Source organism: Erwinia sp. 2186 (assembly GCF_057812255.1).
In genome coordinates this window covers 137,047-162,369 of sequence record NZ_CM173824.1, presented here as the reverse complement: position 1 = coordinate 162,369, position 25,323 = coordinate 137,047, and the positions used below count along the sequence as shown (strand labels likewise).

The following is a 25,323-nucleotide window of genomic DNA, read 5'->3' as shown; positions in this document are numbered from 1 at the left end:
ATTTCGCGGCAATATACCATACAATGTTTATATGCATCAGATTATTCTTATCGCCAGTCAGGGTGCAGAAGAATGATTAATTAACTCTTCAGGATAAATAAAATAAATGATTGCGCAGGCTATCAATCAACTTTGTTATTATTTGCCTTAATTAAATAATTTCGTCAGGTTAATTAAATAGAATGACGATTAAAAGACAATGAATGATAAGAGGAAATAGCCAACTTCTTTGAGTTTAGCAATACGTTAGGGGAAGTAATCAAAGTTTATGCTGGCAAGCGGTGAAATTTGACATAAGTCACCTTTGACTGGCCCTGAACCCCTACTTTATCCGGTGGTCCTGTTCCTCCCACCCTTTTGAACTGACCATTGGTCCTAAGCGCAATCGCCTGAGCACGCGCCACTAACGCCTTATTTCTCTTATAAATTCGTCTGCTACGCACAGATAAAAAAAGGGCGAATCGATGATTCGCCCTTCTCGCTTATGGCCGGACCTCAGTTACCGACCGGCTGACCTTCATCCTGATCGACGGCGAAGCAGGCTATCTGCTGGTCGCCATACTGCTTGAGCTGCGGTTGCAGCTGGGTGCAGGGACCAAAGCGACGGCGGCAACGGGCGTTAAACGCGCAGCCCGGCGGCGGATTCAGCGGGCTTGGCAGCTCGCCGGTCAGCTTGATGCGTTCGCGGCGCTCGTCCGGGTTCAGACGTGGCGTGGCAGACAGCAGCGCCTGGGTGTACGGATGGCGTGGGTTCGCAAAGATCGCTTCTTTACTGCCCCGCTCCACACAGCGTCCCAGATACATCACCATCACTTCATCCGCGATATGCTCTACCACCGACAGGTCGTGGGAAATAAACACGTATGACAGCCCCAGCTCCTGTTGCAGATCCATCATCAGGTTCAGCACCTGCGCGCGCACCGACACGTCCAGCGCCGATACGGGTTCATCGGCAATCAGCACGTCCGGATCCAGCATCAGGCCACGGGCGATGGCAATACGCTGACGCTGACCGCCGGAGAACATATGCGGATAGCGATCGTAATGCTCGGTTTTCAGGCCAACCTTGGCCATCATCGCCAGGGTTTTCTCGCGGCGCTCGGCTTTGCTCAGGCTGGTGTTAATCAGCAGCGGCTCTTCAAGGATCTGGCTGACCTTTTTACGCGGGTTCAGCGAGCCGTAGGGGTTCTGAAAGACGATCTGAATTTTTTGGCGGCGCAGCTTCTGGGCCGCCGGATCGTGCTTCAGCAAATCCTGTCCCTGATAGAACAGCTGGCCTTCGGTCGGCGTTTCAATCATGGTCAGTAAACGGCCCAGCGTGGATTTACCACAGCCTGACTCGCCTACCACCGCCAGCGTTTTGCCGCGCTCCAGATTAAAGGAGACGCCGTCCAGCGCCTTCACCAGACGCTCCTGACCAAACAGCCCTTTCTTCACCGGGTAATGCTTTTTCAGATCGATCGCCTGCATCAGCAGCGCAGAGTTATGTTCAGGCTTCATAAGTTGGTCTCCCGGCATCATCCAGAGGGTAATGACATTTGGACTGACGCCCCGGAATATCACGTAATTCAGGTTCTTCAACCCGGCAGCGGTCGTTGGCATACGGGCAACGCGGGTTCAGCAGACAGCCCTGCGGACGGTCATATTTGCCCGGCACCACGCCCGGCAGTGACGCCAGACGCGCCTTGTCAGCAGCAAACTCCGGCAGCGCACGCAGCAGCGCCTGAGTGTACGGATGGCGTGGCGATTTGAAGATATCAACGGCCTTACCGGTTTCCACCACCTGCCCGGCATACATCACGATGATGTGGTGCGCGGCTTCGGCCACCAGCGCCAGATCGTGAGTGATCAGGATCAGCGCCATGTTCTCCTGCTGTTGCAGCTCAAGCAGCAGCTCGATGATCTGCGCCTGAATGGTCACATCCAGCGCGGTGGTGGGCTCATCGGCAATCAGCAGTTTTGGCCGACAGGCGATGGCCATCGCAATCATCACGCGCTGGCTCATCCCGCCCGAAAGCTGGTGCGGATAGACATCCAGACGCGACGACGGATCGGGGATGCCGACCTGGTTCAGCAGGTCAATCGCGCGCTGGCGACGGGTTTTCTTGTTGCCGCCCTGATGCACCTTAATCGCTTCCATAATCTGGAAGCCCACGGTGTAACACGGATTCAGGCTGGTCATTGGATCCTGGAATATCATCGCCACTTCGGAGCCCACCAGCTGGCGGCGCTCTTTCTCGGAGATGCGTTTCAGGTCGCGCTGGTTAAACTCCAGCTTTTCCGCCATCACTTTGCCGGGATAATCGATCAGCCCCATGATCGCCAGCGAGCTGACGGATTTACCGGAGCCGGATTCGCCGACGATGCCGACCACCTGGCCCTGCTCGACCTGATAGCTGATGCGATCGACCGCTTTAAACGGTGCCTTCTCGTCGCCGAAATGCACCGACAGTTTGTCTACAGTGAATAGTGCCATCTGGTGCCTCTACTGCTTGAGTTTCGGGTCGAGGGCGTCACGCAATCCGTCGCCCATCAGGTTAAATGCCAGTACGGTCAGCAGGATCGCGACACCAGGGAAGGTGACCACCCACCAGGCACTTTGCGCATACTGCAACACGTCGGAGAGCATGGTGCCCCACTCCGGTGTTGGTGGCTGCGCACCCATACCCAGGAAGCCCAGCGCGGCCATATCGAGGATCGCGTTGGAGAAGCCCAGAGACGCCTGCACGATCAGCGGTGCCAGGCAGTTTGGTAAAATGTTGATAAACATCTGGCGGATCGGGCCAGCGCCGGCCACGTTGGAAGCGGTGACATAATCGCGGTTCACTTCCACCAGCACCGCGGCGCGGGTCAGACGAATATAGTGCGGCAGGGCCACGAAGGTCAGCGCGATGGAGGCATTGACGATCGACGGCCCGAAGATTGCCACCAGCACCAACGCCAGCAGCAGGCTTGGCAGCGCCAGCATGATATCGACCAGACGCATAATCACGTTGTCGGTGACACCGCCGACGTAACCGGCGATCAGACCGAAAATCACCCCCAGGATCAGCGACAGCACTACCACCAGACAGCCGACCAGCAGCGACAGGCGGGCACCGTACATCAGACGGGAAAGCACATCGCGGCCCACGTCATCGGTACCGAGAATAAACTTCCAGCTGCCGCCATCCTGCCAGGCCGGCGGATGCAGCAACGCATCGCGGAACTGTTCAGACGGCGCATGCGGCGCCAGCACGTTGGCAAAGATCGCAATCAGGAACATCAGAACCACGTAGACCAGGCCTATCACCGCGCCTTTGTTACGCTTAAAATAGTGCCAGAACTCCTGTAACGGGGTCATGGGCTTTGGGGCAGCGCTCACGCTGCCTGGATCGAGTGCAGACATATCCTCGTCCCCTTATTTCTTGTGGCGAATGCGCGGGTTAACCACGCCATAGAGCACATCAACCAGCAGGTTGACCGCGATAATCAGGATGGCCACCATCAGCACGCCGCCCTGCACCACCGGATAGTCACGACGCTGAAGCGCATCGATCAGCCAGCGGCCCAGACCCGGCCAGGAGAAGATGGTTTCGGTCAGGATGGCGCCCGCCAGCAGCGTGCCCACCTGCAACCCGATCACGGTCACCACCGGCAGCATCGCATTGCGCAGCGCATGGACCACAATCACCCGCATCCGCGTCAGCCCTTTGGCGCGCGCGGTACGGATGTAGTCTTCACCTAACACTTCCAGCATCGCCGAACGCGTCATACGGACGATCACCGCCAGCGGAATGGTCCCCAGCACGATGGCCGGCAGGATCATATGCATTACGGCGTCTTTGAAGTCGCCCGGTTCGCCCCAGATCAGGGTATCAATCAGCATAAAACCGGTTAGCGGCTGACTGTCGTCGAGGAACACCGTATCGCCTATTCGCCCCGCGACCGGGGTCAGGTTCCAGTGCACCGACACCAGCATGATCATCATCATTCCCCACCAGAAAATCGGCATGGAGTAACCGGTCAGCGAGATGCCGACCACGGTATGATCGAAGATGGAACCGCGTTTAACCGCAGCCAGTACCCCGGCAGGGATGCCGACAGCCACGGCAAAAATCATCGCGCAGATGCCCAGTTCCAGCGTCGCTTTAAAGCGCGGAACGAATTCCTGCCAGACCGGGATGCGGCTTTTCAGTGAAATGCCTAAATCGCCATGGAGCACGCCATAGACGTAGGAGACATATTGTTGCCACAGCGGCTTATCCAGACCCATCTGGGCCAGAAGCTGCGCGTGACGTTCAGGAGACATTCCGCGTTCGCCGGCCATAATCAGCACCGGATCGCCCGGGATCATATGGACAAACGCGAAGGTTAACAGGGTGATACCAATAAACGTTGGGATGACAAGTCCCAAACGTCGGAGTATGAACTGCAGCATATTCCGGATTCTCTTTTGGTTCCCGCAGGCTCGTAGCCCGAGAGATTATATTTGCTCACATCTTGCCGCGGATATTCTCCGCCGCGACGCTTTTCAGGGCGCCGTACCTGGCATTGATTGAATGAATTCAATTAATGATGACTTCAGATGGTGATAACCGTCGGGCGCAGAGTGAAGAACAAGGCGCGCGGCGCACAGCAACCCAGACATGGCATCGTGCCAGTCGAAGGTGGCGAGCGCCGCGCAACGCAGTTATTCAACCGCGCATCAGGTTTCTTATTCCTGAATATCAACGTTCTCGAAGTGATGTTTACCCAATGGGTCAACCACGTAGCCGGTCACTTTCTTGCTCACCGGCTCGTACACCGTAGAGTGCGCGATAATCAGCGCAGGCGCCTGGTCGTGCATCACAACCTGAGCCTGTTTGTAGTATTCAATACGTTTGTTGTGATCGGGCTCAGCACGGGCTGGCTGGATCTGGTCTTCAAACGGCTTGTAACACCAGCGGGAGTAGTTGGAACCGTCTTTTGCCGCTGCACAGCTGAACAGGGTGGCGAAGAAGTTATCCGGATCCCCATTATCACCGGTCCAGCCCATCATCACGGTCTGGTGTTCACCGGCTTTAGCACGCTTCAGGTACTCGCCCCACTCGTAGGTGACGATCTTGGCTTTCACGCCAATTTTCGCCCAGTCGGACTGGATCATTTCAGCCATACGACGCGCGTTCGGGTTGTACGGACGCTGAACCGGCATTGCCCACAGGTCGATGGAGAAACCGTCTGGCATACCGGCTTCTTTCAGCAGCTCTTTCGCTTTCGCCGGGTCGTAGGTGTAATCCTTGACCGCGTCGTTGTAGCCCCACATGGTTGGTGGGATCAGGTTTTTGGCCGCCTGGCCAGCACCCTGATACACCGCGTCGATGATCGCCTGCTTATTAACGGCCGTGATCAGCGCCTGGCGCACTTTCAGGTTATCCAGCGGTTTTTTCTCAGTGTTGAACGACAGGTAACCGACGTTCAGGCCTGGCATCTGCATCAGGTTGATATTTTTATCTTCCTTCATGCGGGCGATGTCAGCCGGGTTCGGGTACGGCATCACCTGGCATTCGCCTTTCTGCAGCTTGGCGTAACGCACGGACGCATCCGGGGTGATGGAGAACACCAGACGGTCGATTTTTGGCTTGGTGCCCCAGTACTGGTCAAAGGCTTTGTACAGGATGCGGGAGTCTTTCTGGTACTGCACCAGCTGGAACGGACCGGTACCGACCGGGTTCAGGTCGATTTTTTCCGGGGTGCCGGCTTTCAGCATGTTGTCAGCGTATTCAGCCGACAGCACGGAGGCGAAGTCCATGCCGAGGTCAGCCAGGAACGGAGACTCAGGACGGGTCAGCACGAAGCGCACGGTATTGTCGTCCACTTTCTCGATTTTGCTGATCAGCTTCGGCATGTCCATGCCTTCGAAGTATTCGTAGCTGCCGCCAGAGACGCCATGATACTTGTTGTTTTTATCGAGCTGACGCTCGAAGGAGAACACCACGTCATCGGCGTTAAAATCGCGGGTTGGCTTGAAGTCTTTGGTGGTCTGCCACTTCACACCCTTACGCAGGTGGAAGGTGTAGGTTTTACCGTCTTCGCTCACTTCCCACTTCTCTGCCAGGCCCGGCTGGATTTCAGTGGTGCCGATTTTGAATTCAACCAGACGGTTGTAGATCGGTACTGAGCTGGCATCGTAAGTGGTGCCGGAGGTGAACAGCTGTGGGTTAAAGCCTTCAGGCGACCCTTCTGAACAATAAACAAGGGTTTTAGCCTGGACGCCAGCGGCAACGGTGAGAGCAATCAGGCTCAGACCTACCTTCAGCATCCCTGTTTTAGAAATACGCATGCTTCTGCTCCAATTGTGATGTGGTGTTGTGTGCACGTGCGCAAGACCCTGTATTTTTTTAGTGCGGTCTTTGCGTTGCCTTAGGGCATTGGAGAAGGAGAGATTGGTCAGGGGAGAAACCATCAGACTAATCTGCATCCTGTCTCGCTGAGGCATCAATTTGTCAACAGTTGCAAGGAACGTCAATACAACTGTCAGGTATTTACACAGAGTGTGAGAAACAGCAAGCAAACATAAAAAAAACCAATTGCGGGGTTTTTCAGAGGAAACGATTGATTGCAGCCCGTTTCACCGCACAAAGATAATGCCCACAACTTTAATCATGGCAATTTGCTCTAAAAAAAAACGATTAATTTAGTCGGCTAACTGGGTTATTTATGAACGATACGCTTTGCTTATATCAACTTAGCCAGCTAAATATGCTGCAACTGACGCATAAGAAATCAGCAACAACCCGGGATCGGTCATAAGCGGAACGCGGCGCGAAATAAGGGGATGAAACCAGACGGCAGAAGGGTTTCAGCGACTTTTTTTCCATTTAAAATGGACAAATTTTTGTAACAGTCATTTTTTGCCAACAGGATTTTATGCTGCGGTTTTGCGGTGGGGAATTTCAGGCATAAAAAAGCCCGGAACGATCCGGGCTAATTGCAGGGGTTTTGCAGCCGATCAGGCTTTGTCGTCTGTCGTCGCCGTGGCCTGTTTCGGATCGGCACACCAGTTGTTTTTCTGATTGATGCCGCCGTCTGGCGAGGTATAGCCCAGGCAACCGAGCAGGGTATCAAACAGCTCAACGTGGCGATGGGTCTTGCCGACGCGCTGCTGGGCTTTCAGCCGTTCAAAGGCGCTCTGGTTGTTCGGATCGGCCAGATACTTATCGGACGCCCAGACAATCATCGGCACGCGGAACTGCTCCGGTGGCGCCATATGACGCGGCGTGCCGTGCAGGTGCATGTTCTCGCTGATCGATTCGCCGTGGTCCGCCGCATAGAAGACGATGGCTTTCTTATCACGCAGCTGGTCGAACACGCTGTCGAGCACCGTATCGGTGTACAGCACCGAGTTATCAAAGGCATTGACCAACATCGCCTTGCTACAGGTGTCATCGACGCCCATGCATTCAGGCTGATAGCGGGCGAACTCACGCGGATAGCGCTGGGAATAGAGGTAGTGCGAGCCTTTGGTATGCAGCACCACCAGATGCTTGCCGTCAGGATGGCGATCCAGCGACTTTTTCAGCTCCGGCACCAGCAGCATATCGTCGACCGATTTGCCCTGATTCTCTTTCTCCGAGCCAATCTGCTCGCGGAAGGCGAAGTTATCCGCATTGGTGTTGTTGTAGAACCACACTTCGCTCTGCATGGCGAACAGCTCCGAGCTGAAGCCCAGTTCTTTCAGTACCGAGAAGACGTTCTGCTCTTTCAGGGTGCGGGCCGGGCCTTCATCGGTTCCGCCCTCACGCACAAACATACAGCGCAGCGACAGCTTGGTGGCGGTATCGCAGGACTCGCCCCGGAATGCCACCAGGTTCTTCTCTTTCGACAGTTTCGGCGTGGTATCGCGGTCATAGCCGAGGATGCCCATATGATCCCAGCGGGTGGTTTCACCGATAACAAACACCACATAGGTGTCGTCCAACCCGGCTGGCGCGGTGTAGGTAAACTGCTTCGCCGGATCCAGCAGGTCCTTGCTGTCCATCTTCTCGTCGTAGCTGGTATAGGCAAACAGCCCCAGCGCCGAAAGCCAGTTCGACGGCAGATAGGAGTGCGCCACCACGCCGCCATAGCTTGGCAGATCGACGTTGGTCAGCTTTTCATTGATGTTCTGCTGCTTATCGAGGAAGCGGATCGGCAACCAGACCAGCGCGACGGCCAGCAGCAGGATCAGCAGCGGTTTAATGCGGTGTCCCGGGGTTTTCAGCTGCTCAAGCAGGGTCAGGCGCAGCGCGTTGCACCAGATCAGCACTAACGGCACGATGCTGACGGACAGCATCCACAGGACGAAGTGGTAACCAATCACCTCTTTCGACAGGTCGGTATCGGTGGTCATCACCGAGGCGACGATGCCGTAGCCAATAACGACGTTAAAGAAGCTCATATAGTAGCTGGCGGCGACCGAAATCAGCACCAGCGCGGTGGCGGTAATGCGCCAGAACACCTTGCCGCCGAGCGACAACAGACGCATCAGGAAGAAGGTCAGCAGGACGATTGCCACCACTTCCACCGCAGCAGAAAACCACTGCATGGCGTTAAATTGGGCCAGAAAGGGATCAAAACGACGGTAAAACACCGGTATATTCAAAAAGATACCGATGTAAAATGCCAGCATCAGCGAGAGCTTCTGCTGTGTTAGAGATTTAATAAAATTCATTCAACCTATTTCCCGGTGTAACAAAAACGGATCTTAAACGCTAATCAGACCGTACCGTTACGCCAGAGTTCGGAAAGCAGGTCGATTATCCCCAGGTAAAATCATCACCCAGGAACGTCAAAGCGAAGGAGCCCCTCCGCACAAGCCGCGTAGTTAACCACAATACGCGCCCGTTTTCCCAAAAATCGTTCAGAAAAAGCTCAAAACCAGAAAAAATCGGCGTCAGTGACGATGAATATAAATGCCCAGACCCAAGTCATTGGCGTTGTGGCAAGGCAGCAAAAGACGTCATCCCGATGAGCTTACATGAGTAAGTGATTCGGGTGGCTTCTTGCAGCTAACGCCGCCACAGCGTCAAGGACGCAGAGTATGCTCAGATCCCGCTGAACCAGTTGTATCCTTGATCCTCCCAATACCCGCCTGGATTCTCATTGGTGACAAAAATGGCCCCAATATGCTTGGCATTCTTAAATCCGAGCTTGGTCGGCGCGCGCAGACGCAGCGGATAACCGAAATCCGGCGGCAGCGGCTTTTTGTCAAAATCTAATGCGAGGATGGTTTGCGGATGCAGCGCGGTGGGCATATCCAGGCTGGAGTAGTAGCGATCGTCACACTTAAAGCCGACGTATTTGGCCGTCAGATCGGCTCCCACATGCTGTAAGAAGGTTTTCAGCGGCACGCCACTCCACTGGCCGATGGCACTCCAGCCTTCAATGCAGATCAGCCGGGTGATCTGCGCACTCTGCGGCAGCTGCTTTAGCTGATCCAGCGTCCAGGGCGCTTTCTTCTCCACCTTGCCGGACACTTCCAGCCGGTAGTCGCTGATATCGATATCCGGCACGTTGTACTCAGGGTAAAAGGCGTTGAAGCGGAATGGCCGGGTGATCTGCGCTTCGCTGTAGGTTTGCGCCAGCTTATCGCCGCTGAACAGCCAGGCCTGTACCCGATCGTTCCAGCGCGACATCGCCCACAGCGCTTTATCCACCTGATCGCCGTCCTGCAGGTTGCAACCGGTCAGCATCGACACCGCACCCAGCGTCAGGCCCGATCGCAGGATCAACCGACGCTGCAGATTCACCAGCTGTTTGCGCTGATCCGGCTCAAGGATAATTTTGGGTTTGTCACTCATCGGTGGGTGTCTCCCTGCGGCCACCGGTGATCATCGCCGGCAGCGTTTTCGGCACCAGCAACACCATCACCACATGCACCACCACAAACAGCATCACGCCGCTCATGGCAAAGAAATGGACGTAGCGGGCAATATCAAAGCCACCGAACAGGGCGACCAGCTGGCTGAACTGCACCGGTTTCCAGATCGATAACCCGGACAGCACCAGCAGCGCGCCCAATATCAGCACGCCCACATACAGCAGCTTTTGCACCGCATTGTAGTGCCCCTGCTGGTGCGGCAGCTTAAAGCGCAGCGCCTGGCCGATATCACGCAGCACCGACGCGGGCGTAAAGGGGAAGAAGCGACGACGAAAATGCCCGCTGAACAGCCCCCACAGCACGTAAATCGCCGCGTTGACGAACAGCAGCCACATCACCGCCAGATGCCAGGCGATATTACCGCCCAGCCAGCCACCAAGGGTGAGGAACGCCGGGAAGGTAAACGAAAACAGCGGCGAGGCGTTATAAATGCCCCAGCCGCTCATCACCATGCCAACCATCACCAGCACGTTCAGCCAGTGACACAGGCGGACGGGCCACGGATGGACCCGTTTTTTTGCAGAAGCCGGCATGGTTTCTCCGGGTTACATTGGCGGCGTCAGGCCGTCTTTACCGGCAGAAATGCCGCGTGCCACGATGTTGCCCTGCGCATCTTTCATGCCGAACAGCACCACTTTGGTTCCGGCTTTCAGCAGGCTCTTGTTGCCCGGCTCAATCAGCACCACCGGCACGTCGTCAGGCACGATCACGGTTTTTTCCATGTCATGCACTTTGACCGTCAGGGTGCGGCCGTTGCTGTTAACCAGCTTGCCGACGGTGCCGTTGGTCATGGTGTTGATTTTGCCGTCCGGCGATTCAAACGGGTTGAAGCCTTCACCGCTGCCACGCAGGCTTGGCGCAAACACGTGCACTTCCAGCGCTTTCAGCTCGCCATTGGCCATCGGAACCGCGGCGGTGCCGATAAAGCTGTCCGGTTTGATATCGCTCATTTTGGCTTTGCTGACGCTGTTGACCTTGGTCTGGTCGGTGATTTTTACATCCAGCTTATCGCCCTGACGGGTGGTGATCTGCACCGCCGAGTCGCTGACCGAATCGATTGTTCCGCGGGTAGGTTTGATAGTGGTATCTGCAGCGAAAGAGGTGCCGCTGACCAGCAGCGTGCCGAGCAGCAGGGCTGCAATACGGGACTTGATCATGTGTCTCTCCTGAGAAGGATGCTGTGTGTCGACTAGTTAGGGTGCTAAGTAAGCGTAAGCGGAGAACAGGAAACTACCAGGAAGAATACGGTTTTTTTGTATTTTAAAACGTTACGGGGCGCGCATCCCCGGCCTCAGAGCGGGCCGGGGGGCGTTTATACCATCAAATTAGTTGATGATATTCAGGGTCACGTCGATGTTGCCACGGGTTGCATTAGAGTACGGGCAAACGATGTGCGCAGCGTCGACCAGTTTTTTGGCTTCCGCTTCGTCCATGCCTTCCAGATGAATATTCAGTTTGGCTTCGATACCGAAACCGGTCGGGATCGCGCCGATGCCCACTTCGCCTTCAATAAAGGCGTCTTTCGGGATAGCGATTTTGTCGCGACCGGCCACAAATTTCATCGCACCAAGGAAGCATGCAGAGTAACCGGCAGCAAACAGCTGCTCTGGGTTAGTCGCTTCGCCGCCTGCGCCGCCCATTTCTTTCGGCACGCCCAGCTTAACGTCCAGCACGCCGTCGGAAGAGGTCGCACGGCCGTCACGGCCACCGGTGGCTTTAGCTTTTGCGGTATAAACTACTTTTTCGATAGACATGGTGAAACTCCTGTTGAGTGCTTTATACGCGATTAAATCGCGCGCTATTTATATAACAAAAAGAATCGATACTGATTTTAGTGCATCCGCGCTTACCCGTTAAGGTTGTCGCGCAGCGTTTCCAGTCCGGTTTTCAGCGAGGTCAGCGTATCGCCGTCACACGCCGTGGCGCAGAACACCGACTCAGGGATGTTCTCGGCCTTACGGCGCAATTCAGCGCCCTGCTCCGTTAAGGTCACCACCACCTGGCGCTCATCTTTGCGTGAACGCTGGCGATTAAGCAGTCCGGCGGCTTCCAGTCGTTTCAGCAGCGGCGTTAAGGTCGCGGAATCAAGGAAAAGACGCTCGCCAATCTCGGAGACGGTGACGTCATCCTTCTCCCACAGCACCAGCAGCACCAGATATTGCGGATAGGTGACATCGAGCTGGGTCAGCAGCTGCCGGTAAAGCTTGTGGAGCGCCAGATTGGCGGAATAAAGCGCAAAGCACAGCTGTTGATCAAGCAACAGTGGCGAGTCTTTGGCTTTTTTGTCATCTTTATCTTTCGTCATGACCAAAAATATAAATAGTGCACGATATATTTGCAAGCTAATTTCTATCTATGGGGGAAAACGGATGGATTCACTGGAAGAACAGGCACGGCGATATGCCACCAAAGCCCACGCGGAAGCGGGCCAGCGCCGCAAATATACCGATGAACCCTATATCGTTCATCCGGCGGCCGTGGTCGAACTGGTCAGAAGCGTGACCGACAACGAAGTGATGCTGGCGGCCGCGTGGCTGCACGACACGGTTGAGGACACGCCATCCACCTTAAATGACATCAGCAACTTTTTTGGTCCGCAAGTCGCGGAGCTGGTCGAGATGCTGACCGACTGCCCGCCGGCGGACGCCAAAAACCGTGCCGCGCGCAAAGTCGCCCATTTCCGCCACACGGCCAAAGCCTCGGCGGATGCGCAGACCATCAAGCTGGCGGACATCATTGATAACACTCGCTCGATAATCCATTTCGATCCGCATTTTGCCCGCGTCTATCTGGTCGAAAAACGCGTGCAGATTTCGCTGCTGACCGACGGCAATGCCGACCTGTGGAAGCAGGCATCGATCATCATCGAACAGGGCATTGAGCAGCTGACGCAGGCACCGCATCATGTACCGGCTGACTGGTTTGCCCGCCAGCAGCAAAAATATCCCGTTAACAGTGAGAAAACGTCATGAATACCTGGTTTACCGAAGTGCTGGACGCACATGTCGCCATTGAAAACTGGCTGAGTGAAGGCAGCGGCGACGTCGGGGCGTTACTGGCTCGCTTCCCGGCGGCGTTTTCCATGATCGGGCTGAGCGGCGCGGTGCTGGATCACTCCAAACTGAGCCAGTTTTTCCGCGCCAGCCAGGCGGCAAAGCCAGGGCTGAAAATCGCGATCGACGGGATGACGCTGGTCAGCGAATGGAGCGACGGTGCCGTGGTCAGTTACCGCGAAATCCAGTCGCTGCCGGGTTCAGCGCCTACCCAGCGGCGTTCAACCGTGGTGTTCAGCCTGTCTTCTGCCGGTATCGGCTGGCGGCATCTGCATGAAACACCTATAAGCGGTTAATTATCAATGGCATAAGCTCACATCCATCATTGCTAGCTTGATTGCTAGCAATATTAAGCCTACGCTTACGCCTGTCTTAACGCGTGAGAGAGGTCATGATGGATTTTGTAAAAAGAACGATTGAGCTGGCAATGCAGAACGTTGAAGAAGGTGGCAGACCGTTTGCCACGGTGATTGTGCGCAATGGCGAGATCGTGGCCGAAAGCGCCAATAAAGCCGCGCAGAGCCACGATCCGACCGCTCATGCTGAGATCCTGGCGATCCGCGAAGCCTGTAAAAAGCTGCAAACGGAAAATCTCTCCGACTGTGAGATCTACATTCTGGCCAGCCCGTGCCCGATGTGCCTGGGTTCGCTGTACTATTGCAGTCCGAAGCAGGTGATTTACATCACCACCCGCGAAGAGTACGTGCCGTTTTACCGCGACGATCGTCAGTACTTTGAGCTGGAGAACTTCTATCAGGAATTTGCCAAGCCGATCGCGCAGCGTCGCCTGCCGATGAAGCATCAGCCGGACGTTCAGGCACTGGACGTGTATAAGCGCTGGAAAGAGCTGAACCGCCCTGCCGAATAAGGCGTGGAGACGTCAGAAGAAACGGATCCTGCGGTGATAAGGTGGGAACCAACCAAGAACGGAAACCGACGCGTGCGGTTTCCGTTTTTTTTATTACTGGTGGTAGAAGATGTCGCCGGATTCAGCCTGCACGATTTTGCCATCGACTTTGGTGAACAGCACATAGTTGCCGCCCATATAGGTCCAGGCCGTGCCGTCTGCCGGTTTTGGCAGGTTACGGGTTTTCCAGTCCACGACTTCATACTTCTTGGTGCGGTAACGGTCGGGGATCACGCTACCGATATTGAAGCGCTGGAAGTCCGCGAAGAACGTTTTGATCGCATACGGGTGCGCCGGATCGGGCTTCTCAACGGCATCCTGATTGTGTTCCGCAGGCGTTTGCACGTCCGGGGTCTGACCTGGTGTGGTCACGCCCTGATTATCCTGAGAGGACGGCGTGCCGGTGTCCGCATCTGACGGGTCAGCGGCGGTGGCCGGATCCTGCGTGGCCGGTGCCTGAGCCGCCGGGTCGGTCTGAACTTGCTGAGCCTGCTCGCCTTCTGCATACGCAGTGGACATCACCGGCAGGGCTCCCATCAATACAGCGGATAACAACACGATCTTCGACTTACTCATAATTTCTCCAGATTGAACACCGTCAGCCCTGAGGCGTACTGATCAAATTCTACAAAATAATCGGTTCTGTTTTTACTCTTTTTGCACGTAAGGGCCGTGGAAACGCGCACGCTCGCAAATTTGCTGTAGAAGATAAAGCGTTCGCGGCTGGAAGGCACAGAAATTTTGTAAAGAAGGGTTCTTTTATTGTGAAGCCTTTGTTTCAAAGGCTCAGAACAGCCCGATTGCTCGGGCTGAATGACAGTGACTTAATGAACCGGCAGCAGCGTTTCGCCTTCAATCATGGCTAACCCCTCGCTGGTGCGGATAAAGCGCGGTGCTTTCAGGTCTTCAGTCAGAACGTAGAGCATATCGAAAAGCAATTCGGTGATCTGTTCTGCCTGCTCCTGCGGTTGCCGCTGGCTGAGCAACACCAGCGCCAGCGCAGAACAATAACCACAGAGCGTTTCCGAGTCGTTGGTCAGCGGACTGATATAGCCGCCAGACTGCACCTCATCGACCGTGAGCTGTTCAATCAGATAGTCAGGTAAAGGATAGGTTAATACCACCTTTAGCACTTCCAGTCCGGCGAACAGGCGGCCACAAAGCGCCATGCGCTGTTCCTCAAAGTCATTCTCAATTAATGCATCGCCATAACAACGACAAATATCCAGTATCTGGAATAAGTCCAGAGAGGTATTTACCGGTAATTTCAACAGCGCTGGAATACTCAAATCAAAAATTGAAGATTCAGATGTGAAATCATCGTAGCTGTTTGTGTTACTGTATGCCGTAGCCATATTCGTTAGCTCCTTTAACGTTTGTGGTCAGACGCCTCGATTGTGTGATAGCACTTTCGGGGCGTTGCTATTTGTTACGCGGGGTAATGCGTAACGGTGATAGTCTCCTGTATGCATATATAGTGAGTCAAATGAAAACTGAGTGAAAAATACTCAAATTTGAAGGGTTAGAAGTGGCTCGCAAAAAAATGTATTGAGGGTGGGTGTTGCAGGCTTTTTGTAAATACTCCTGAGTTAAAGACAGTTTAATATGTTAATAATTTCTCAGGAGTAATAGAAATTATTGGAATATATCCGTTAATACTGGTTTCCAGAACAAATCGGGAGATGGGTATATCCAGCCTTATCTGCCATATAAATCGGCGCACAGGTCGGCTTTCTCGGTTCCAGCTTTGAAGCGTCATCATTTTGAGCAGGTTGGGAATCTACTTTCTCGCTGTGTATCGGTTTTTTCACACTGGTTTTCTTAGGAGGTGACGGTTTAATGCGTGATTCTGGAATCGGTTGTTGGATACTTCGAGTGCCATAGCCTGAACAGAACCGCTTAGACTGGCTCAAGCTGCCATCGTTACAGATGAAACCCCCTTCAGCAGTACAGTAAGAGATACCGCCCTTTGAGCCTGAGCAAGGTTGCCGCCCACGCGCAGCTTCAGCTTGCATGGTGACCAACATCATCAGGGCGAGGAGAGAGAGTATTTTTTTCATTCATTATCCTTAACGTAAAAAACAACAAACCTGTAGAACACTGTACGCATAAATGATTGTGCTACATGAGCCTGAGCGGGAACTATCGGGCTTTACTTCTCTGATGCTATACGGCGTACCGTCATCAAAAACTCAAGGGCCGTTGTCTCCCACAGCTCTGGTGAAAAATCATGCCCGTACCTCTTCTCGAACTCATCCTCTACGCCATCACCATAAGCGGTAATGAAATCATCGACTTCATCAATAAGATCTTTCAACATCCAGTCCATAAATCTATTTTTATAGAGTTTTATGATCCCTTCCATAGATTCTTCACCGTCATTGATGAGGTCGTAATCTTGATTGAAATAACCGAATATCAGTTGATCAAGCAAATTGAATTTTTGCATTGTGTTCCTTATGCATCCGGGAAGGCGGTGAGAATATAATATGGCTTACCGTTGTACTTTTGAAACTCGATAACGACCCTGACATTTTTCAAAATCATTCTTTGACTGCTTCCACGCCTGAAACCATAACCCAGGACTTCATTTGTCGGGTAACGAATGGTGAGCCTGGCCTCGGGCCGTCCTCCAGCCAATACGGACTTTATCGATGATTTATTGATAAAAATCGCTCTTGAGATGGCATCCTCAGCTATGCGCACATCTGAAAATGTAGAGGAGAACTGCAATCGTTTATTTGTTTGAAATCTGGCCAAAAGGTCACTGTCACTCTTGCCGATATGCATGGAAAGGGTATGTCCGCCTAGCTTGAGATTAGTCGCTGACTCATGCTCTCTCAATCTGATGCGGCCAGCCCTCACCGCTGCAACGCGGGTAGCTCCAATCGCCAATGCGAATCCTAATGGCACGGCGATATCCACGGTAAGCCCGATCTTCAACGCAGTATCGTCGTCAGCACCGAAAGCTTTTGCCATCGCAGTAGCAGCTTTATAGGTGGCTGAGCGAGTATTATTTCCCGTAATAATCTGATTTGCAGCGGTATTAATACCATCAAGGCTGTGCGCTCCAACCACAATACATCCGGCTTTGGTTAATCCTGTCGGCTCAGGAGCGACACACAGAGCCGTCGCCCCCACAAGCTCCAGAGTGCCCATGACGAGTCCAAGGCCGCCAAATAAACGATTACTGAGAGTTTCACCTTCTGTAACGGACCTGTCTGAGAGTGCAGCTGCGAGCTGCACCGGGGACATCACGATTTTGACATCATTTTCCATAACTTCATCCCTGTTGGTTAAAATACATCCTGCTGCGTAGTATCCCTAGGATGACTGAATAAGATCCAGTTTAAATTCTAAAAAACATGATAATGCACTCAAATTAGGGTGCATTTTCAGGTTACTTTCTTAAGTGTCTTTCCAGGATTCCGAATGAAGACTGCAAGAATTTCACTCAATATTAAAATCGTCAAACGCTGATAAAAGAAGGTTAAACATTGATTAATCGCTGGCACTGCCTGCGATCGGCATAAATCATGAGAAATAAGCTTTTTCAGCACTCAGAGTGTAAGAATTTTCTGTCCAGCTTAACTTTATTAAAAAATAGGGCAGATGAATGTTGTTTAAAAAAAAGGCGATATTTAGTTAAAAGTTAACTAAAATTCATGGATCATTTCATTTAAAACCATTTAATTCAGATAGTTATGGATGTGTTGAAATATTTCATCGGGGTATTGATTAGAAATCCTTGATCGGATACTGTTAGTGTCAATGAGATAATCCCTAAAGGATATTGATGCTTCATAACGACGTCGTTATTAATGAAGGTTTAAGATTTCCTTCATCTCAATGAGCTTTTAAAGAAAGATATAGAATTTTAAGTGTTAAAACAGGGTGTTAGAAGATGGTGCTGGTCTTTTTAATCGATGAAACCAAAAACTGGTGAAAAAATGGAAATTTTGGACACGCTTAACGATCTCTCTGCAAAAATTAAACAACAGGCATCATTGATTAAAACTGAAGAGGCAACAAAAAGTGCCTTCGTAATGCCATTTATTAACAAAGTTCTTGGTTATGATGTTTTTGATCCAACAGAAGTCATACCTGAATACATTTGTGATGTTGGCACCAAGAAAGGCGAAAAAATAGACTTCGCAATAATAAAAAATGGTGAAATACAGATCCTTATTGAATGCAAAAAAATTGGCGAACCATTAAACATTAACCATGCATCTCAACTTTTCAGGTATTTCCATGTAACTACAGCACGCATATCTATATTAACCAATGGACAGGTTTATAAGTTTTTCACAGATCTAGACTCCCCTAACAAAATGGATGAGAAACCATTTTTAGAGCTTGATTTAGATTATATTGATGAGAACGTCGTCCCTGAGATTTTCAAGCTGACTAAAAGTGCATTTGATGTTGATTCAATTGTAAACGCTGCTGGTGAACTAAAGTATGTCAGTCAAATTAAGAAAATAATCTCATCGCAATTTATAAATCCTGATGATGATTTTGTACGGCTAATTGCATCGCGAGTATATGAGGGTGTGCAAACCCAGAAAGTCAGGGAGCTTTTTTCAGCACTTACCAAAAAATCGCTGACACAATGGATGACTGACCAAGTTAATGAAAGACTGAAATCAGCCCTCAACAGTACAAAAATTGTCGAGACAAAAACTGATGTTGAGAAAACTACCAATGATGATATCTCAACTGCAGAAGAGAATAATGATATTGTCACAACCGCAGAAGAGATTGAAGGTTTCCATATCGTTAAGTCAATAATCAGAACGACTCTCTCACCGGAGAGAATTGGGTTCAGAGATACTAAAAGTTATTTCGGCATACTCATTGATGATAACAACAGAAAACCAATATGCCGGCTTCATTTAAATAGAAGCCAGATGTATATTGGATTGTTTGATGATAACAAGAAAGAAATTAGACACCCTTTGAGTAATATTGATGATATATTCAATTTCTCAGAGGAATTGATTACAGCCGCTAAGTTATACTTATAAATATCCGGCCAGGCGCGGATATAAGATGAGTCATGTGAACTCAGAGTTAGGCGAAATCCTTAAGGCTACTCTCTAAAGGTGTAGCCTCCAGAGAGCGTTGACTTTACTTATTCTGGTAAAGATCCCAGCGGTTGCCATACAGGTCTTCAAATACAACAACTGTACCGTACTCCTCTTCGCGAGGTTCCTGGCAGAATTCCACCCCCTTAGCTTTCATGGCGGTGTAGTCGCGCCAGAAGTCATCAGTCTGAAGAAAAAGGAAAACACGTCCGCCACACTGGTTGCCGATAAAGTTTTCCTGCTTCTCGTTTGATGCGCGAGCCAATAGAAGATTACAGTCGCTGTCCGGGTTTGGTGTAACGACTACCCAGCGTTTTCCTGGCTGCGGTGTATCCTCAACGAGCGTAAAGCCCAGTTTTTCCGTGTAATACGCTATTGCCCGATCGTAGTCATCAACAACTATGGCCACATATCCCATGCATCGCTTCTGAGTTCTCATTTCTGCTCCACCAGGTTTCAGGCATACATGCCCGGAGAGTTCTTTTTATCATAAACAAACCTCATTCTGCGTTTAGATTGTTCAGAGTCTCTTCACCCGTCCCAGAGATGAAGGTTGCTGAAGGAAAACTCTCCTGCCCAGCAATGAGACTACTCTTATCACCCTTAAAGAAACACGGACAGCCAATTTGATCCTATGGACTTTCTTAACACTGCGCTGTGAGGGGCTTTGCAGGCAGATGTCCATTTCCCCTGCTTAACCGAATTGGAAAAAAATTTCCCATGCAAGCGCATTATAAAAAATGATTAAGATCATGGAAAAATATACCCGCGCGTTTCTTTACCCGGCCATTGACTATCTGTTTACAGAGTGCGCGTGATAATCAGCAACCTCTTTATCATTCATTTCGAAAATACCAAACCAGAGAGCTTAAAATGAAAGTATCTGCATCTTCAAAACGACTTATCCTGGCTTGTATGGTTGCGTCCGCTGCGTTGAGTCTCACCGCATGCTCAAGCAGTTATGTGATTTCAACCGATGACGGGCACATGATCACCACGCACGGTAAACCGGTTAAAGATAACGACACCGGACTTATCTCATATAAAGATGCTGACGGGGTCACCCACCAAATGAACCAGAAAGACGTTAAAGAAATCATTGAAAAATAAATGAAAAGACTACTAATGCTACTGCTTATTCCCCTCTGTCTGACAGGCTGCGTGGAATATAAATGGGTTAAGGCTGATGCGAATGAGCAGCAGGAGGCGATGGCAGAAACGGCCTGCCAGGCTCAGGCGCTACGTGATTTACCGCCCGATAACGTGGTGAGCGATAAATATACGTCTAAAAATAAGAAAGATAAGTCCACTGACACCAGTTATTCAACAAGTGACGTCAATGAAACTCAGCGCACTATCCTTGTTAAGGACTGCATGTTCAAGAAAGGATGGCAACAGATTGAAATTAAAAAATAATCGTTAAAAATGAGTTTTTTATTTGCAAACAAATGGCAGTCATTGTTCTCAGGGGGCCGCCTTTTCAGCAACTCAGTACTGCCCCCCCTTTCCATACTCAACCCAAATTCTCACAAGTCACAATCTTCAAATTAACCTTCATGTCCTTATACCAAGGGGGTTGATATCCCGCACCTCGGTACTGCCCACGTCAGTGTTGTAGCCCCCCCGCCACTCTTGTCACCCTTAAAGAAAAACGGACAGCCAGGATGCGTCAATGAAGAATTTCACAGAAGCTTCCAATTGTAGATTGATCGATCTACAATCATTGCTCCCCCCACAGGAGAACCTTATGAAAGCATCGGTTGGTAGGCCCAGAGAATTTGATCCAAAGGACTTTCTTAACACTGCGCTGGAGTGCTTCTGGCAGAAAGGATACCGGGCAACCTCGATGTCTGACCTTATGAAGGCGTCAGGCCTGGCAAGCGCCAGCATCTATAAACTTTATCCGGATAAACGGGCTATCTACCTTGCTGCACTTCAGCAATATATGGATGAAGGAACATCCAGAGGCATGAAGCGTGATACGGACTTGTCGCCAGAAGATGCATTGCGTGAAACGCTCGAATTTGTCGCCCTGTTCTCATCTGCTCCTGAAGGAGATAAAGGCTGCTTTACCATAGCCGCCGCCAGTGAACTCCTGCCGGGTGATGAAGAGGTCAAAAACAAGGTGTCTGATAAATTCAATAAGATAATTAATCAATTAGAGACCATATTGACCAAAGGCCAGGCACAGCAGGTCTTTCGGCAGGATGAAGATGCAAGAGTAATGGCCGTAAGTATTTTCATGCTGCTGGAAGGGATGCGTGTGTACGCAAAAATTCAGCCTGCAATTGAAGACCTCAGAAGGAGCAACGATTTTATCGTCAGGTCGGTGCTATCAAACAAGGTATCAACATGACAGAAGTGGGCACCATTGTTCAGCGCCATAAACGAAAACACACAATGGTGGTTCTTGAATACGAGAACGGCATCGCCCTGTGCGGCTGGATCGATAAAGGCCGGTTTTATAAAAGACGCTTTCCTGTGACTCATTTAAAGGTGTGTGCGCCGTGGTCAAATTTTTGGCCTTTTACATGAAAGCGCTCAGTTGTATTCTAAAGCTGATTTTTATAATCATGCTTGAGCCGAACAGGAATCACCGCGCGGCTTTTAGCAATGAATCAAAGAGCAAAAATAGCCTCAATTTCGATTGAAAGGTCAGGTGAGAAAAGGCGGCTGACTTCAACGAGCGAACTGGCAGGCAAATGATCGCCATAATGCCGGTAAAGCACTTTACGCAGATCATGGATCTCTTCAAAAGAGGTGATGAAAATAGTCACTTTGATCAGCGCTGAAAAATCTGTTCCTTCTGCGCTAATGATTTTCCTGATTTGGCCGAATATTTCTTCAGCCTGCCCTGCAATGCCCGAATGTTGAGCAGCAGTACCAAATGCAGTCAGTCCTGAAATATAGAGTGTGTCATTGTGCCGAACAGAGTGGACGTAGGGAGCCTTTACCTCGCCCAGTTCAGGATAATTCTTCCGTACCACCTTACTCATGCAGATTTCCTTTTGAGAGTGAACAGGTGCCAATCGTATCATCTCAACGTCCGTTTATAGCTCATAACTTGCTAGGTCAAACGAGTAACGTTAAGCGCGCAACTCTTCATATGAGACCATGACATGCTCCTGAAAAGCAGGCCTCACGGCGATATTTTCATAATACGCACGTAATCTGGGTAAAGACTTACGGACGACATCTATATCGTAATAACGGTATAGCACGTGACCAAACTGGATGTCGGCCAGAGAAAAAGCATCTCCCGCCAGAAAGCGGTGTTTTTCGCACTGCGCTTCTGCAACTGAGAGGTAGTTTTCTAACTTCACCATCGCTTCAGCTATAGCTTGTTCGTCTCGGTTTTCCTGCGGTGTACGTACAACACGCCAAAACACAGGGAGATTAAATGCTGTCGCAACATTAATTTTTGACCATTCAGCCCATTTATCTATATTCGCTTTTTGTATGTCATCCGAAGGCCAGAAGCTTTCAGCACCATAGCGATTAGCGAGATAGCGAAGAATGGCTCCCGTCTCCCATAAGGGTGGAGCGGTACCATCCTGCAGAACCGGAACAGTCCTGTTTGGATTAAGTGAATAGTAAAAATCAGTCTCAGTCCCTTTATACTTATCCCCTATGTCGTGCCTGACGTACGGCAATTCCATTTCTCCAATGCACCACATCAAAGCCTGAACATTCGAAGACGTCTTGCGACCCCATACTGTTAGCATCTGGACTCCTTTTGGCATGACATTCAAGCCAGGTTACCACAAGGGTCCTTGAGCCTATTGAACAATTATTAATATAGGACTTTGGTATTGTTGGGGCTTAGAGCAGAACAAGCCCAATTTCATATGCATTAGTTTTAGCGACTCAATGATTACGATATATAGGCAGGACCGTGTTGGTTTAGTTATGTTGCACTGCAAGACGCAATGAAGGCATGATATCGCTTCACAGGAAATGAAGGGCAAGGTAATGGATAAGGACACGTTAATTACGCTACTAAAATATAAACTGTGGGCGGATACAGCTACCCTCCAGTCGATACAGGAAACCGATGATTCAATCCATCCCGAGAAGCATCACCTGATGCTGAGGTTGATGAATCACATCTACGTAGTAGACAGAATTTTCCAGGCTAACATGACCAGCCAACAACACGGATATACCGCCCTCAACACGCCAGAAACGCCATCAGTTGAAGAATTGCGAGTGAATATGCGCGAATGTACCGAGTGGTATATCGAGCGCGTGAGCGCCGTGCAAGGTGCCGATTTGGCTGAAGTTATCAGATTCCAGTTTGTCGATGGCGGTGAAGGTGAAATGAAGTCACTCGACATGATCAACCACGTGCTTTTCCATGGGACCTATCATCGCGGCGCTGTCGGATGGCTCATTTCCGAGTGCGGAGGCATTCCCCCCAAAGACGTGGTAACGGTTTTTCTTCGGGATCATAATCACTAAAAGGAGAAAGTTAATGATTGTCCGGACATGGCACGGTTGCGTTCCACTTAAACATACAGAGGGCTTTGCTAAGCATCTCGATAAAACAGGCGTGGAGCATTCAAGGAGTGTCGAGGGAAATAAGGGCGCATTCGTGCGAAGAGAAACGCAGACCGGTTGGGAGCATTTTTTCCTTGCCACCTACTGGCAGGACCTTAGCTCGGTGAAAGCCTTTGCGGGTGAAAATTATCATGTGGCAGTGACATACCCAGATGACGAGGTGTTCGAATTGCTTTCCGATCCCTATGTATTCCAGCATGAAGTTGAGGCTATCTCACCGCTTTAGGGGCAAATTTGGGTGACGTTATTTGGCATGATTCAGGTTATGACAGGAGGGAAATAATAACTATTTTATCTTTTTGACTTTGTTAACTTTCGTTTAGGGCTCATCAAATTTTCTAACATTCCACCACCAAACCATCCAATAAAAACAAGAGTAATGAGTACCAACTTCCCCCAATGTTCAGGGATAAAAATGAAATAAATGGTTGAAAGAAATAAAAATACAGCCAATAAAATCCAGTCAAAAAACATAACAGCAATTAACTTCATAATGGTTTTCATTCAACACCCTCAATAATGCTAATAATTTCATTGTAGTCAGGGGATGACATTGATTTTATGTGCTTAACGAGGGTAAAGCCCAGCTCTTTCGGATAAAACTCAATTGCCCGATCATAGTCATCAACCACTATCTCCACCTCTCCCGTGCAGAGCTTCAACGTTCTCATTTCTGCTCCGCCGGGCATAACCACTTTTAATCCCTATTGACAGTCTGGATGGGTCCAAAATTTGATGCCCACTTATGACACATTGCAGATTGTACTCCCTCACTAAAACCCGGAAATGATCACCCCACCTTCAACCCAAATTCTCACACGTCACAATCTTCAAATCGACCTTCCCGTCCTCATACAGCGCAGGCTGATACCCGGTTTCCAGATGACTCAACAGCAGCTCGATCGAAAGGCGCGCATGCTGATGGGCATTCTGGTCGAGGGTGAAATCCACCGCATCCTCCTGCAGCATGGCTTTGGTGATGCTGTACAGCTCATGGGTGATAAAGGCGCATACGCCCAGCCGCTGGTGCTTTTGCAGGATATCCCGCACTTCGGTATTGCCCACGCCGGTGTTGTAAACCCCGGCCACGTCATTTGACAGTGAGAGCGTCGAATCCAGCAGCGAGCGGATGGTGTCTCGCTGATCCTGTCCGGCCAGCGCTTCCCGCAGTTTCACCTGCGGCGCGTGGGCAGCCATCGCATCGCGAAACCCTTCAATGCGCTGGCGGTGGGCGCGATAGTCGATGCGCCCGCTGACCATAATCACATCGCCAGTGGTATTGATCGTTTTGCTCATCAGCAGTCCTGCGGTGCGGCCTGCCTGATACTGATTAATGCCGACGTGGCAAAGGCGTTGCGCATCCGGAATATCCGTCACGAAGGTCACCACCGGAATGCCGTTGGCATGACAGTGCGCCAGCGCGTCGTGGATCATGGGATAGTCATGACCAAACACGATCAGGCCGTCGCGTTTCTCACTGCTGGCGATAATGCGTTGCGCCAGAATTTCTGGCTGCGATTCCGGGATAAAGGTGCGATGCAGCGTTAAGCGCTGATAACCCAAATGGTTGGCGACGGCACTCAGATCGTTATTCAGCCGCTGAAAAAACGACGAGGGATTGCTGCTGAGAAACGCTTCGATTTGCCACGGCTGCTTATGCTCTTCCGGCAGATAGCGCTTCAGCCCCGCTTCTCGCGCGGCGTGCAGCACTTTTCGCACCGTCTCGGGAGAAACGCCGCCGCGATCGTTGAGTACCCGGTCTACCGTGGCCACGCCCACACCAGCCATTTTCGCCAGCATTTGCAGGGTTAACTTTTTCATTTTTACTCCCGG

General features: G+C 50.9%; 31 protein-coding genes and 1 pseudogene. 10 read left to right on the top strand and 22 right to left on the bottom strand.

Annotation, left to right across the window (positions count from 1 at the left end; genetic code table 11):
- Positions 1-495: 495 nt before the first annotated feature.
- The 11 genes from dppF to ACXKZG_RS00725 all read right to left on the bottom strand — a co-directional run bounded on the left by dppF (position 496) and on the right by ACXKZG_RS00725 (position 12,185).
- Complete coding sequence (gene dppF / locus ACXKZG_RS00775; RefSeq protein ID WP_013204407.1) at positions 496-1,500, bottom strand: dipeptide ABC transporter ATP-binding subunit DppF; 1,005 nt, start codon at positions 1,498-1,500, stop codon at positions 496-498.
- Positions 1,490-2,476 (bottom strand): dipeptide ABC transporter ATP-binding protein, encoded by a 987-nt coding sequence (gene dppD / locus ACXKZG_RS00770; protein ID WP_013204408.1) that lies wholly within the window; start codon positions 2,474-2,476, stop codon positions 1,490-1,492. The genes dppF and dppD overlap by 11 nt, the downstream gene beginning before the upstream one ends.
- A gap of 9 nt (positions 2,477-2,485) precedes the next feature.
- A complete protein-coding gene (gene dppC / locus ACXKZG_RS00765; RefSeq protein WP_013204409.1) occupies positions 2,486-3,388 on the bottom strand; it encodes a dipeptide ABC transporter permease DppC in 903 nt (300 codons plus the stop codon).
- Between the two features lie 12 nt (positions 3,389-3,400).
- Complete coding sequence (gene dppB / locus ACXKZG_RS00760) at positions 3,401-4,420, bottom strand: dipeptide ABC transporter permease DppB (RefSeq protein WP_013204410.1); 1,020 nt, start codon at positions 4,418-4,420, stop codon at positions 3,401-3,403.
- 276 nt (positions 4,421-4,696) lie between these two features.
- Entirely contained in the window at positions 4,697-6,301 is a 1,605-nt protein-coding gene (dppA, locus tag ACXKZG_RS00755; protein WP_053141283.1) for a dipeptide ABC transporter periplasmic-binding protein DppA, read from the bottom strand.
- A 669-nt stretch (positions 6,302-6,970) separates the two neighbouring features.
- Positions 6,971-8,671, bottom strand: a complete 1,701-nt coding sequence (eptB, locus tag ACXKZG_RS00750; RefSeq protein WP_346600260.1) for a kdo(2)-lipid A phosphoethanolamine 7''-transferase — start codon at positions 8,669-8,671, stop codon at positions 6,971-6,973.
- 373 nt (positions 8,672-9,044) lie between these two features.
- Complete coding sequence (locus ACXKZG_RS00745; protein WP_013204414.1) at positions 9,045-9,800, bottom strand: molybdopterin-dependent oxidoreductase; 756 nt, start codon at positions 9,798-9,800, stop codon at positions 9,045-9,047.
- Positions 9,793-10,413, bottom strand: coding sequence for a cytochrome b/b6 domain-containing protein (locus tag ACXKZG_RS00740; protein WP_013204415.1), 621 nt, complete (start codon positions 10,411-10,413; stop codon positions 9,793-9,795). The genes ACXKZG_RS00745 and ACXKZG_RS00740 overlap by 8 nt, the downstream gene beginning before the upstream one ends.
- Positions 10,414-10,425: 12 nt before the next feature.
- A complete protein-coding gene (locus tag ACXKZG_RS00735) occupies positions 10,426-11,037 on the bottom strand; it encodes a hypothetical protein (protein WP_053141274.1) in 612 nt (203 codons plus the stop codon).
- 168 nt (positions 11,038-11,205) lie between these two features.
- The gene (locus tag ACXKZG_RS00730; RefSeq protein ID WP_013204417.1) at positions 11,206-11,634 is read right to left on the bottom strand and encodes an organic hydroperoxide resistance protein; all 429 of its coding nucleotides are present in this window, start codon (positions 11,632-11,634) and stop codon (positions 11,206-11,208) included.
- A 92-nt stretch (positions 11,635-11,726) separates the two neighbouring features.
- Complete coding sequence (locus tag ACXKZG_RS00725) at positions 11,727-12,185, bottom strand: MarR family winged helix-turn-helix transcriptional regulator (RefSeq protein ID WP_013204418.1); 459 nt, start codon at positions 12,183-12,185, stop codon at positions 11,727-11,729.
- A gap of 64 nt (positions 12,186-12,249) precedes the next feature.
- On the opposite strand from ACXKZG_RS00725, the gene ACXKZG_RS00720 reads away from it, so the two are divergent.
- From ACXKZG_RS00720 to ACXKZG_RS00710, 3 genes are all read left to right on the top strand, one after another.
- Positions 12,250-12,852 (top strand): HD domain-containing protein, encoded by a 603-nt coding sequence (locus ACXKZG_RS00720; RefSeq protein WP_346568217.1) that lies wholly within the window; start codon positions 12,250-12,252, stop codon positions 12,850-12,852.
- A complete protein-coding gene (locus tag ACXKZG_RS00715) occupies positions 12,849-13,229 on the top strand; it encodes a DUF4440 domain-containing protein (protein ID WP_488875561.1) in 381 nt (126 codons plus the stop codon). The genes ACXKZG_RS00720 and ACXKZG_RS00715 overlap by 4 nt, the downstream gene beginning before the upstream one ends.
- Positions 13,230-13,324: 95 nt before the next feature.
- Entirely contained in the window at positions 13,325-13,801 is a 477-nt protein-coding gene (locus ACXKZG_RS00710; protein WP_225309796.1) for a nucleoside deaminase, read from the top strand.
- A gap of 93 nt (positions 13,802-13,894) precedes the next feature.
- Here the strand turns inward: ACXKZG_RS00710 and ACXKZG_RS00705 are convergent, their stop codons facing one another.
- The 5 genes from ACXKZG_RS00705 to ACXKZG_RS00685 form a co-directional block, all read right to left on the bottom strand.
- Entirely contained in the window at positions 13,895-14,416 is a 522-nt protein-coding gene (locus ACXKZG_RS00705; protein ID WP_013204422.1) for an RcnB family protein, read from the bottom strand.
- Between the two features lie 248 nt (positions 14,417-14,664).
- Positions 14,665-15,195, bottom strand: a complete 531-nt coding sequence (locus ACXKZG_RS00700; protein ID WP_151036279.1) for a hypothetical protein — start codon at positions 15,193-15,195, stop codon at positions 14,665-14,667.
- A gap of 297 nt (positions 15,196-15,492) precedes the next feature.
- Positions 15,493-15,900, bottom strand: coding sequence for a YdcA family protein (locus ACXKZG_RS00695; protein WP_488875560.1), 408 nt, complete (start codon positions 15,898-15,900; stop codon positions 15,493-15,495).
- Between the two features lie 92 nt (positions 15,901-15,992).
- Positions 15,993-16,289, bottom strand: coding sequence for a contact-dependent growth inhibition system immunity protein (locus tag ACXKZG_RS00690; protein WP_013204426.1), 297 nt, complete (start codon positions 16,287-16,289; stop codon positions 15,993-15,995).
- A gap of 8 nt (positions 16,290-16,297) precedes the next feature.
- Entirely contained in the window at positions 16,298-17,119 is an 822-nt protein-coding gene (locus tag ACXKZG_RS00685; RefSeq protein ID WP_488875559.1) for an RNase A-like domain-containing protein, read from the bottom strand.
- A 671-nt stretch (positions 17,120-17,790) separates the two neighbouring features.
- On the opposite strand from ACXKZG_RS00685, the gene ACXKZG_RS00680 reads away from it, so the two are divergent.
- Positions 17,791-18,870, top strand: coding sequence for a type I restriction endonuclease (locus ACXKZG_RS00680; RefSeq protein WP_134824824.1), 1,080 nt, complete (start codon positions 17,791-17,793; stop codon positions 18,868-18,870).
- Positions 18,871-18,973: 103 nt separating this feature from the next.
- Here ACXKZG_RS00680 and ACXKZG_RS00675 read toward each other — a convergent pair whose 3' ends face one another.
- A complete protein-coding gene (locus ACXKZG_RS00675; protein ID WP_134823022.1) occupies positions 18,974-19,369 on the bottom strand; it encodes a VOC family protein in 396 nt (131 codons plus the stop codon).
- Between the two features lie 476 nt (positions 19,370-19,845).
- Here ACXKZG_RS00675 and ACXKZG_RS00670 point away from each other — a divergent pair, with 476 nt between their 5' ends.
- From ACXKZG_RS00670 to ACXKZG_RS00655, 4 genes are all read left to right on the top strand, one after another.
- A complete protein-coding gene (locus tag ACXKZG_RS00670) occupies positions 19,846-20,040 on the top strand; it encodes a YgdI/YgdR family lipoprotein (protein ID WP_134824825.1) in 195 nt (64 codons plus the stop codon).
- Positions 20,041-20,346 (top strand): hypothetical protein, encoded by a 306-nt coding sequence (locus ACXKZG_RS00665; protein ID WP_134823023.1) that lies wholly within the window; start codon positions 20,041-20,043, stop codon positions 20,344-20,346. It abuts the gene before it with no gap.
- A 331-nt stretch (positions 20,347-20,677) separates the two neighbouring features.
- Entirely contained in the window at positions 20,678-21,286 is a 609-nt protein-coding gene (locus ACXKZG_RS00660; RefSeq protein ID WP_488875558.1) for a TetR/AcrR family transcriptional regulator, read from the top strand.
- On the top strand, positions 21,283-21,465 hold the full coding sequence (locus ACXKZG_RS00655) for a hypothetical protein (RefSeq protein WP_071822133.1): 183 nt from the start codon (positions 21,283-21,285) through the stop codon (positions 21,463-21,465). The genes ACXKZG_RS00660 and ACXKZG_RS00655 overlap by 4 nt, the downstream gene beginning before the upstream one ends.
- A gap of 83 nt (positions 21,466-21,548) precedes the next feature.
- Here ACXKZG_RS00655 and ACXKZG_RS00650 read toward each other — a convergent pair whose 3' ends face one another.
- Both ACXKZG_RS00650 and ACXKZG_RS00645 read right to left on the bottom strand, forming a co-directional pair.
- Positions 21,549-21,926, bottom strand: coding sequence for a RidA family protein (locus ACXKZG_RS00650; RefSeq protein ID WP_346568225.1), 378 nt, complete (start codon positions 21,924-21,926; stop codon positions 21,549-21,551).
- A 90-nt stretch (positions 21,927-22,016) separates the two neighbouring features.
- Positions 22,017-22,655 carry a glutathione S-transferase family protein gene (locus ACXKZG_RS00645; protein WP_488875557.1) on the bottom strand — a complete coding sequence of 213 codons (639 nt, stop codon included), beginning with the start codon at positions 22,653-22,655 and terminating at the stop codon, positions 22,017-22,019.
- A gap of 247 nt (positions 22,656-22,902) precedes the next feature.
- Between ACXKZG_RS00645 and ACXKZG_RS00640 the strand changes: the two genes are divergently transcribed.
- Both ACXKZG_RS00640 and ACXKZG_RS00635 read left to right on the top strand, forming a co-directional pair.
- Entirely contained in the window at positions 22,903-23,391 is a 489-nt protein-coding gene (locus tag ACXKZG_RS00640; protein ID WP_488875556.1) for a DinB family protein, read from the top strand.
- Between the two features lie 13 nt (positions 23,392-23,404).
- Entirely contained in the window at positions 23,405-23,716 is a 312-nt protein-coding gene (locus tag ACXKZG_RS00635; RefSeq protein ID WP_488875555.1) for a hypothetical protein, read from the top strand.
- A gap of 65 nt (positions 23,717-23,781) precedes the next feature.
- Here ACXKZG_RS00635 and ACXKZG_RS00630 read toward each other — a convergent pair whose 3' ends face one another.
- From ACXKZG_RS00630 to ACXKZG_RS00620, 3 genes and pseudogenes are all read right to left on the bottom strand, one after another.
- Positions 23,782-23,994, bottom strand: a complete 213-nt coding sequence (locus ACXKZG_RS00630; protein ID WP_488875554.1) for a hypothetical protein — start codon at positions 23,992-23,994, stop codon at positions 23,782-23,784.
- A gap of 62 nt (positions 23,995-24,056) precedes the next feature.
- A pseudogene (locus tag ACXKZG_RS00625) lies at positions 24,057-24,161 on the bottom strand (VOC family protein); the annotation flags it as partial.
- Positions 24,162-24,291: 130 nt separating this feature from the next.
- Positions 24,292-25,311 carry a LacI family DNA-binding transcriptional regulator gene (locus ACXKZG_RS00620; protein ID WP_206404523.1) on the bottom strand — a complete coding sequence of 340 codons (1,020 nt, stop codon included), beginning with the start codon at positions 25,309-25,311 and terminating at the stop codon, positions 24,292-24,294.
- Positions 25,312-25,323 lie beyond the last annotated feature (12 nt).

What these genes read in the sequence shown, in the direction of transcription:
- ACXKZG_RS00665 (WP_134823023.1), top strand. Translation starts at nt 20,041, where the DNA reads ATGAAAAGACTACTAATGCTACTGCTTATTCCCCTCTGTCTGACAGGC.
- dppA (WP_053141283.1), bottom strand. Translation starts at nt 6,301, where the DNA reads ATGCGTATTTCTAAAACAGGGATGCTGAAGGTAGGTCTGAGCCTGATT.
- ACXKZG_RS00650 (WP_346568225.1), bottom strand. Translation starts at nt 21,926, where the DNA reads ATGAGTAAGGTGGTACGGAAGAATTATCCTGAACTGGGCGAGGTAAAG.
- ACXKZG_RS00685 (WP_488875559.1), bottom strand. Translation starts at nt 17,119, where the DNA reads ATGGAAAATGATGTCAAAATCGTGATGTCCCCGGTGCAGCTCGCAGCT.
- dppD (WP_013204408.1), bottom strand. Translation starts at nt 2,476, where the DNA reads ATGGCACTATTCACTGTAGACAAACTGTCGGTGCATTTCGGCGACGAG.
- dppC (WP_013204409.1), bottom strand. Translation starts at nt 3,388, where the DNA reads ATGTCTGCACTCGATCCAGGCAGCGTGAGCGCTGCCCCAAAGCCCATG.
- ACXKZG_RS00745 (WP_013204414.1), bottom strand. Translation starts at nt 9,800, where the DNA reads ATGAGTGACAAACCCAAAATTATCCTTGAGCCGGATCAGCGCAAACAG.
- eptB (WP_346600260.1), bottom strand. Translation starts at nt 8,671, where the DNA reads ATGAATTTTATTAAATCTCTAACACAGCAGAAGCTCTCGCTGATGCTG.
- ACXKZG_RS00705 (WP_013204422.1), bottom strand. Translation starts at nt 14,416, where the DNA reads ATGAGTAAGTCGAAGATCGTGTTGTTATCCGCTGTATTGATGGGAGCC.
- ACXKZG_RS00630 (WP_488875554.1), bottom strand. Translation starts at nt 23,994, where the DNA reads ATGAAAACCATTATGAAGTTAATTGCTGTTATGTTTTTTGACTGGATT.
- ACXKZG_RS00620 (WP_206404523.1), bottom strand. Translation starts at nt 25,311, where the DNA reads ATGAAAAAGTTAACCCTGCAAATGCTGGCGAAAATGGCTGGTGTGGGC.
- ACXKZG_RS00640 (WP_488875556.1), top strand. Translation starts at nt 22,903, where the DNA reads ATGGATAAGGACACGTTAATTACGCTACTAAAATATAAACTGTGGGCG.
- ACXKZG_RS00655 (WP_071822133.1), top strand. Translation starts at nt 21,283, where the DNA reads ATGACAGAAGTGGGCACCATTGTTCAGCGCCATAAACGAAAACACACA.
- ACXKZG_RS00675 (WP_134823022.1), bottom strand. Translation starts at nt 19,369, where the DNA reads ATGAGAACTCAGAAGCGATGCATGGGATATGTGGCCATAGTTGTTGAT.
- ACXKZG_RS00660 (WP_488875558.1), top strand. Translation starts at nt 20,678, where the DNA reads ATGAAAGCATCGGTTGGTAGGCCCAGAGAATTTGATCCAAAGGACTTT.
- ACXKZG_RS00730 (WP_013204417.1), bottom strand. Translation starts at nt 11,634, where the DNA reads ATGTCTATCGAAAAAGTAGTTTATACCGCAAAAGCTAAAGCCACCGGT.
- ACXKZG_RS00720 (WP_346568217.1), top strand. Translation starts at nt 12,250, where the DNA reads ATGGATTCACTGGAAGAACAGGCACGGCGATATGCCACCAAAGCCCAC.
- ACXKZG_RS00680 (WP_134824824.1), top strand. Translation starts at nt 17,791, where the DNA reads ATGGAAATTTTGGACACGCTTAACGATCTCTCTGCAAAAATTAAACAA.
- ACXKZG_RS00635 (WP_488875555.1), top strand. Translation starts at nt 23,405, where the DNA reads ATGATTGTCCGGACATGGCACGGTTGCGTTCCACTTAAACATACAGAG.
- ACXKZG_RS00645 (WP_488875557.1), bottom strand. Translation starts at nt 22,655, where the DNA reads ATGCTAACAGTATGGGGTCGCAAGACGTCTTCGAATGTTCAGGCTTTG.
- ACXKZG_RS00735 (WP_053141274.1), bottom strand. Translation starts at nt 11,037, where the DNA reads ATGATCAAGTCCCGTATTGCAGCCCTGCTGCTCGGCACGCTGCTGGTC.
- ACXKZG_RS00725 (WP_013204418.1), bottom strand. Translation starts at nt 12,185, where the DNA reads ATGACGAAAGATAAAGATGACAAAAAAGCCAAAGACTCGCCACTGTTG.
- ACXKZG_RS00740 (WP_013204415.1), bottom strand. Translation starts at nt 10,413, where the DNA reads ATGCCGGCTTCTGCAAAAAAACGGGTCCATCCGTGGCCCGTCCGCCTG.
- ACXKZG_RS00690 (WP_013204426.1), bottom strand. Translation starts at nt 16,289, where the DNA reads ATGCAAAAATTCAATTTGCTTGATCAACTGATATTCGGTTATTTCAAT.
- ACXKZG_RS00710 (WP_225309796.1), top strand. Translation starts at nt 13,325, where the DNA reads ATGATGGATTTTGTAAAAAGAACGATTGAGCTGGCAATGCAGAACGTT.
- ACXKZG_RS00700 (WP_151036279.1), bottom strand. Translation starts at nt 15,195, where the DNA reads ATGGCTACGGCATACAGTAACACAAACAGCTACGATGATTTCACATCT.
- ACXKZG_RS00695 (WP_488875560.1), bottom strand. Translation starts at nt 15,900, where the DNA reads ATGAAAAAAATACTCTCTCTCCTCGCCCTGATGATGTTGGTCACCATG.
- dppF (WP_013204407.1), bottom strand. Translation starts at nt 1,500, where the DNA reads ATGAAGCCTGAACATAACTCTGCGCTGCTGATGCAGGCGATCGATCTG.
- ACXKZG_RS00670 (WP_134824825.1), top strand. Translation starts at nt 19,846, where the DNA reads ATGGTTGCGTCCGCTGCGTTGAGTCTCACCGCATGCTCAAGCAGTTAT.
- ACXKZG_RS00715 (WP_488875561.1), top strand. Translation starts at nt 12,849, where the DNA reads ATGAATACCTGGTTTACCGAAGTGCTGGACGCACATGTCGCCATTGAA.
- dppB (WP_013204410.1), bottom strand. Translation starts at nt 4,420, where the DNA reads ATGCTGCAGTTCATACTCCGACGTTTGGGACTTGTCATCCCAACGTTT.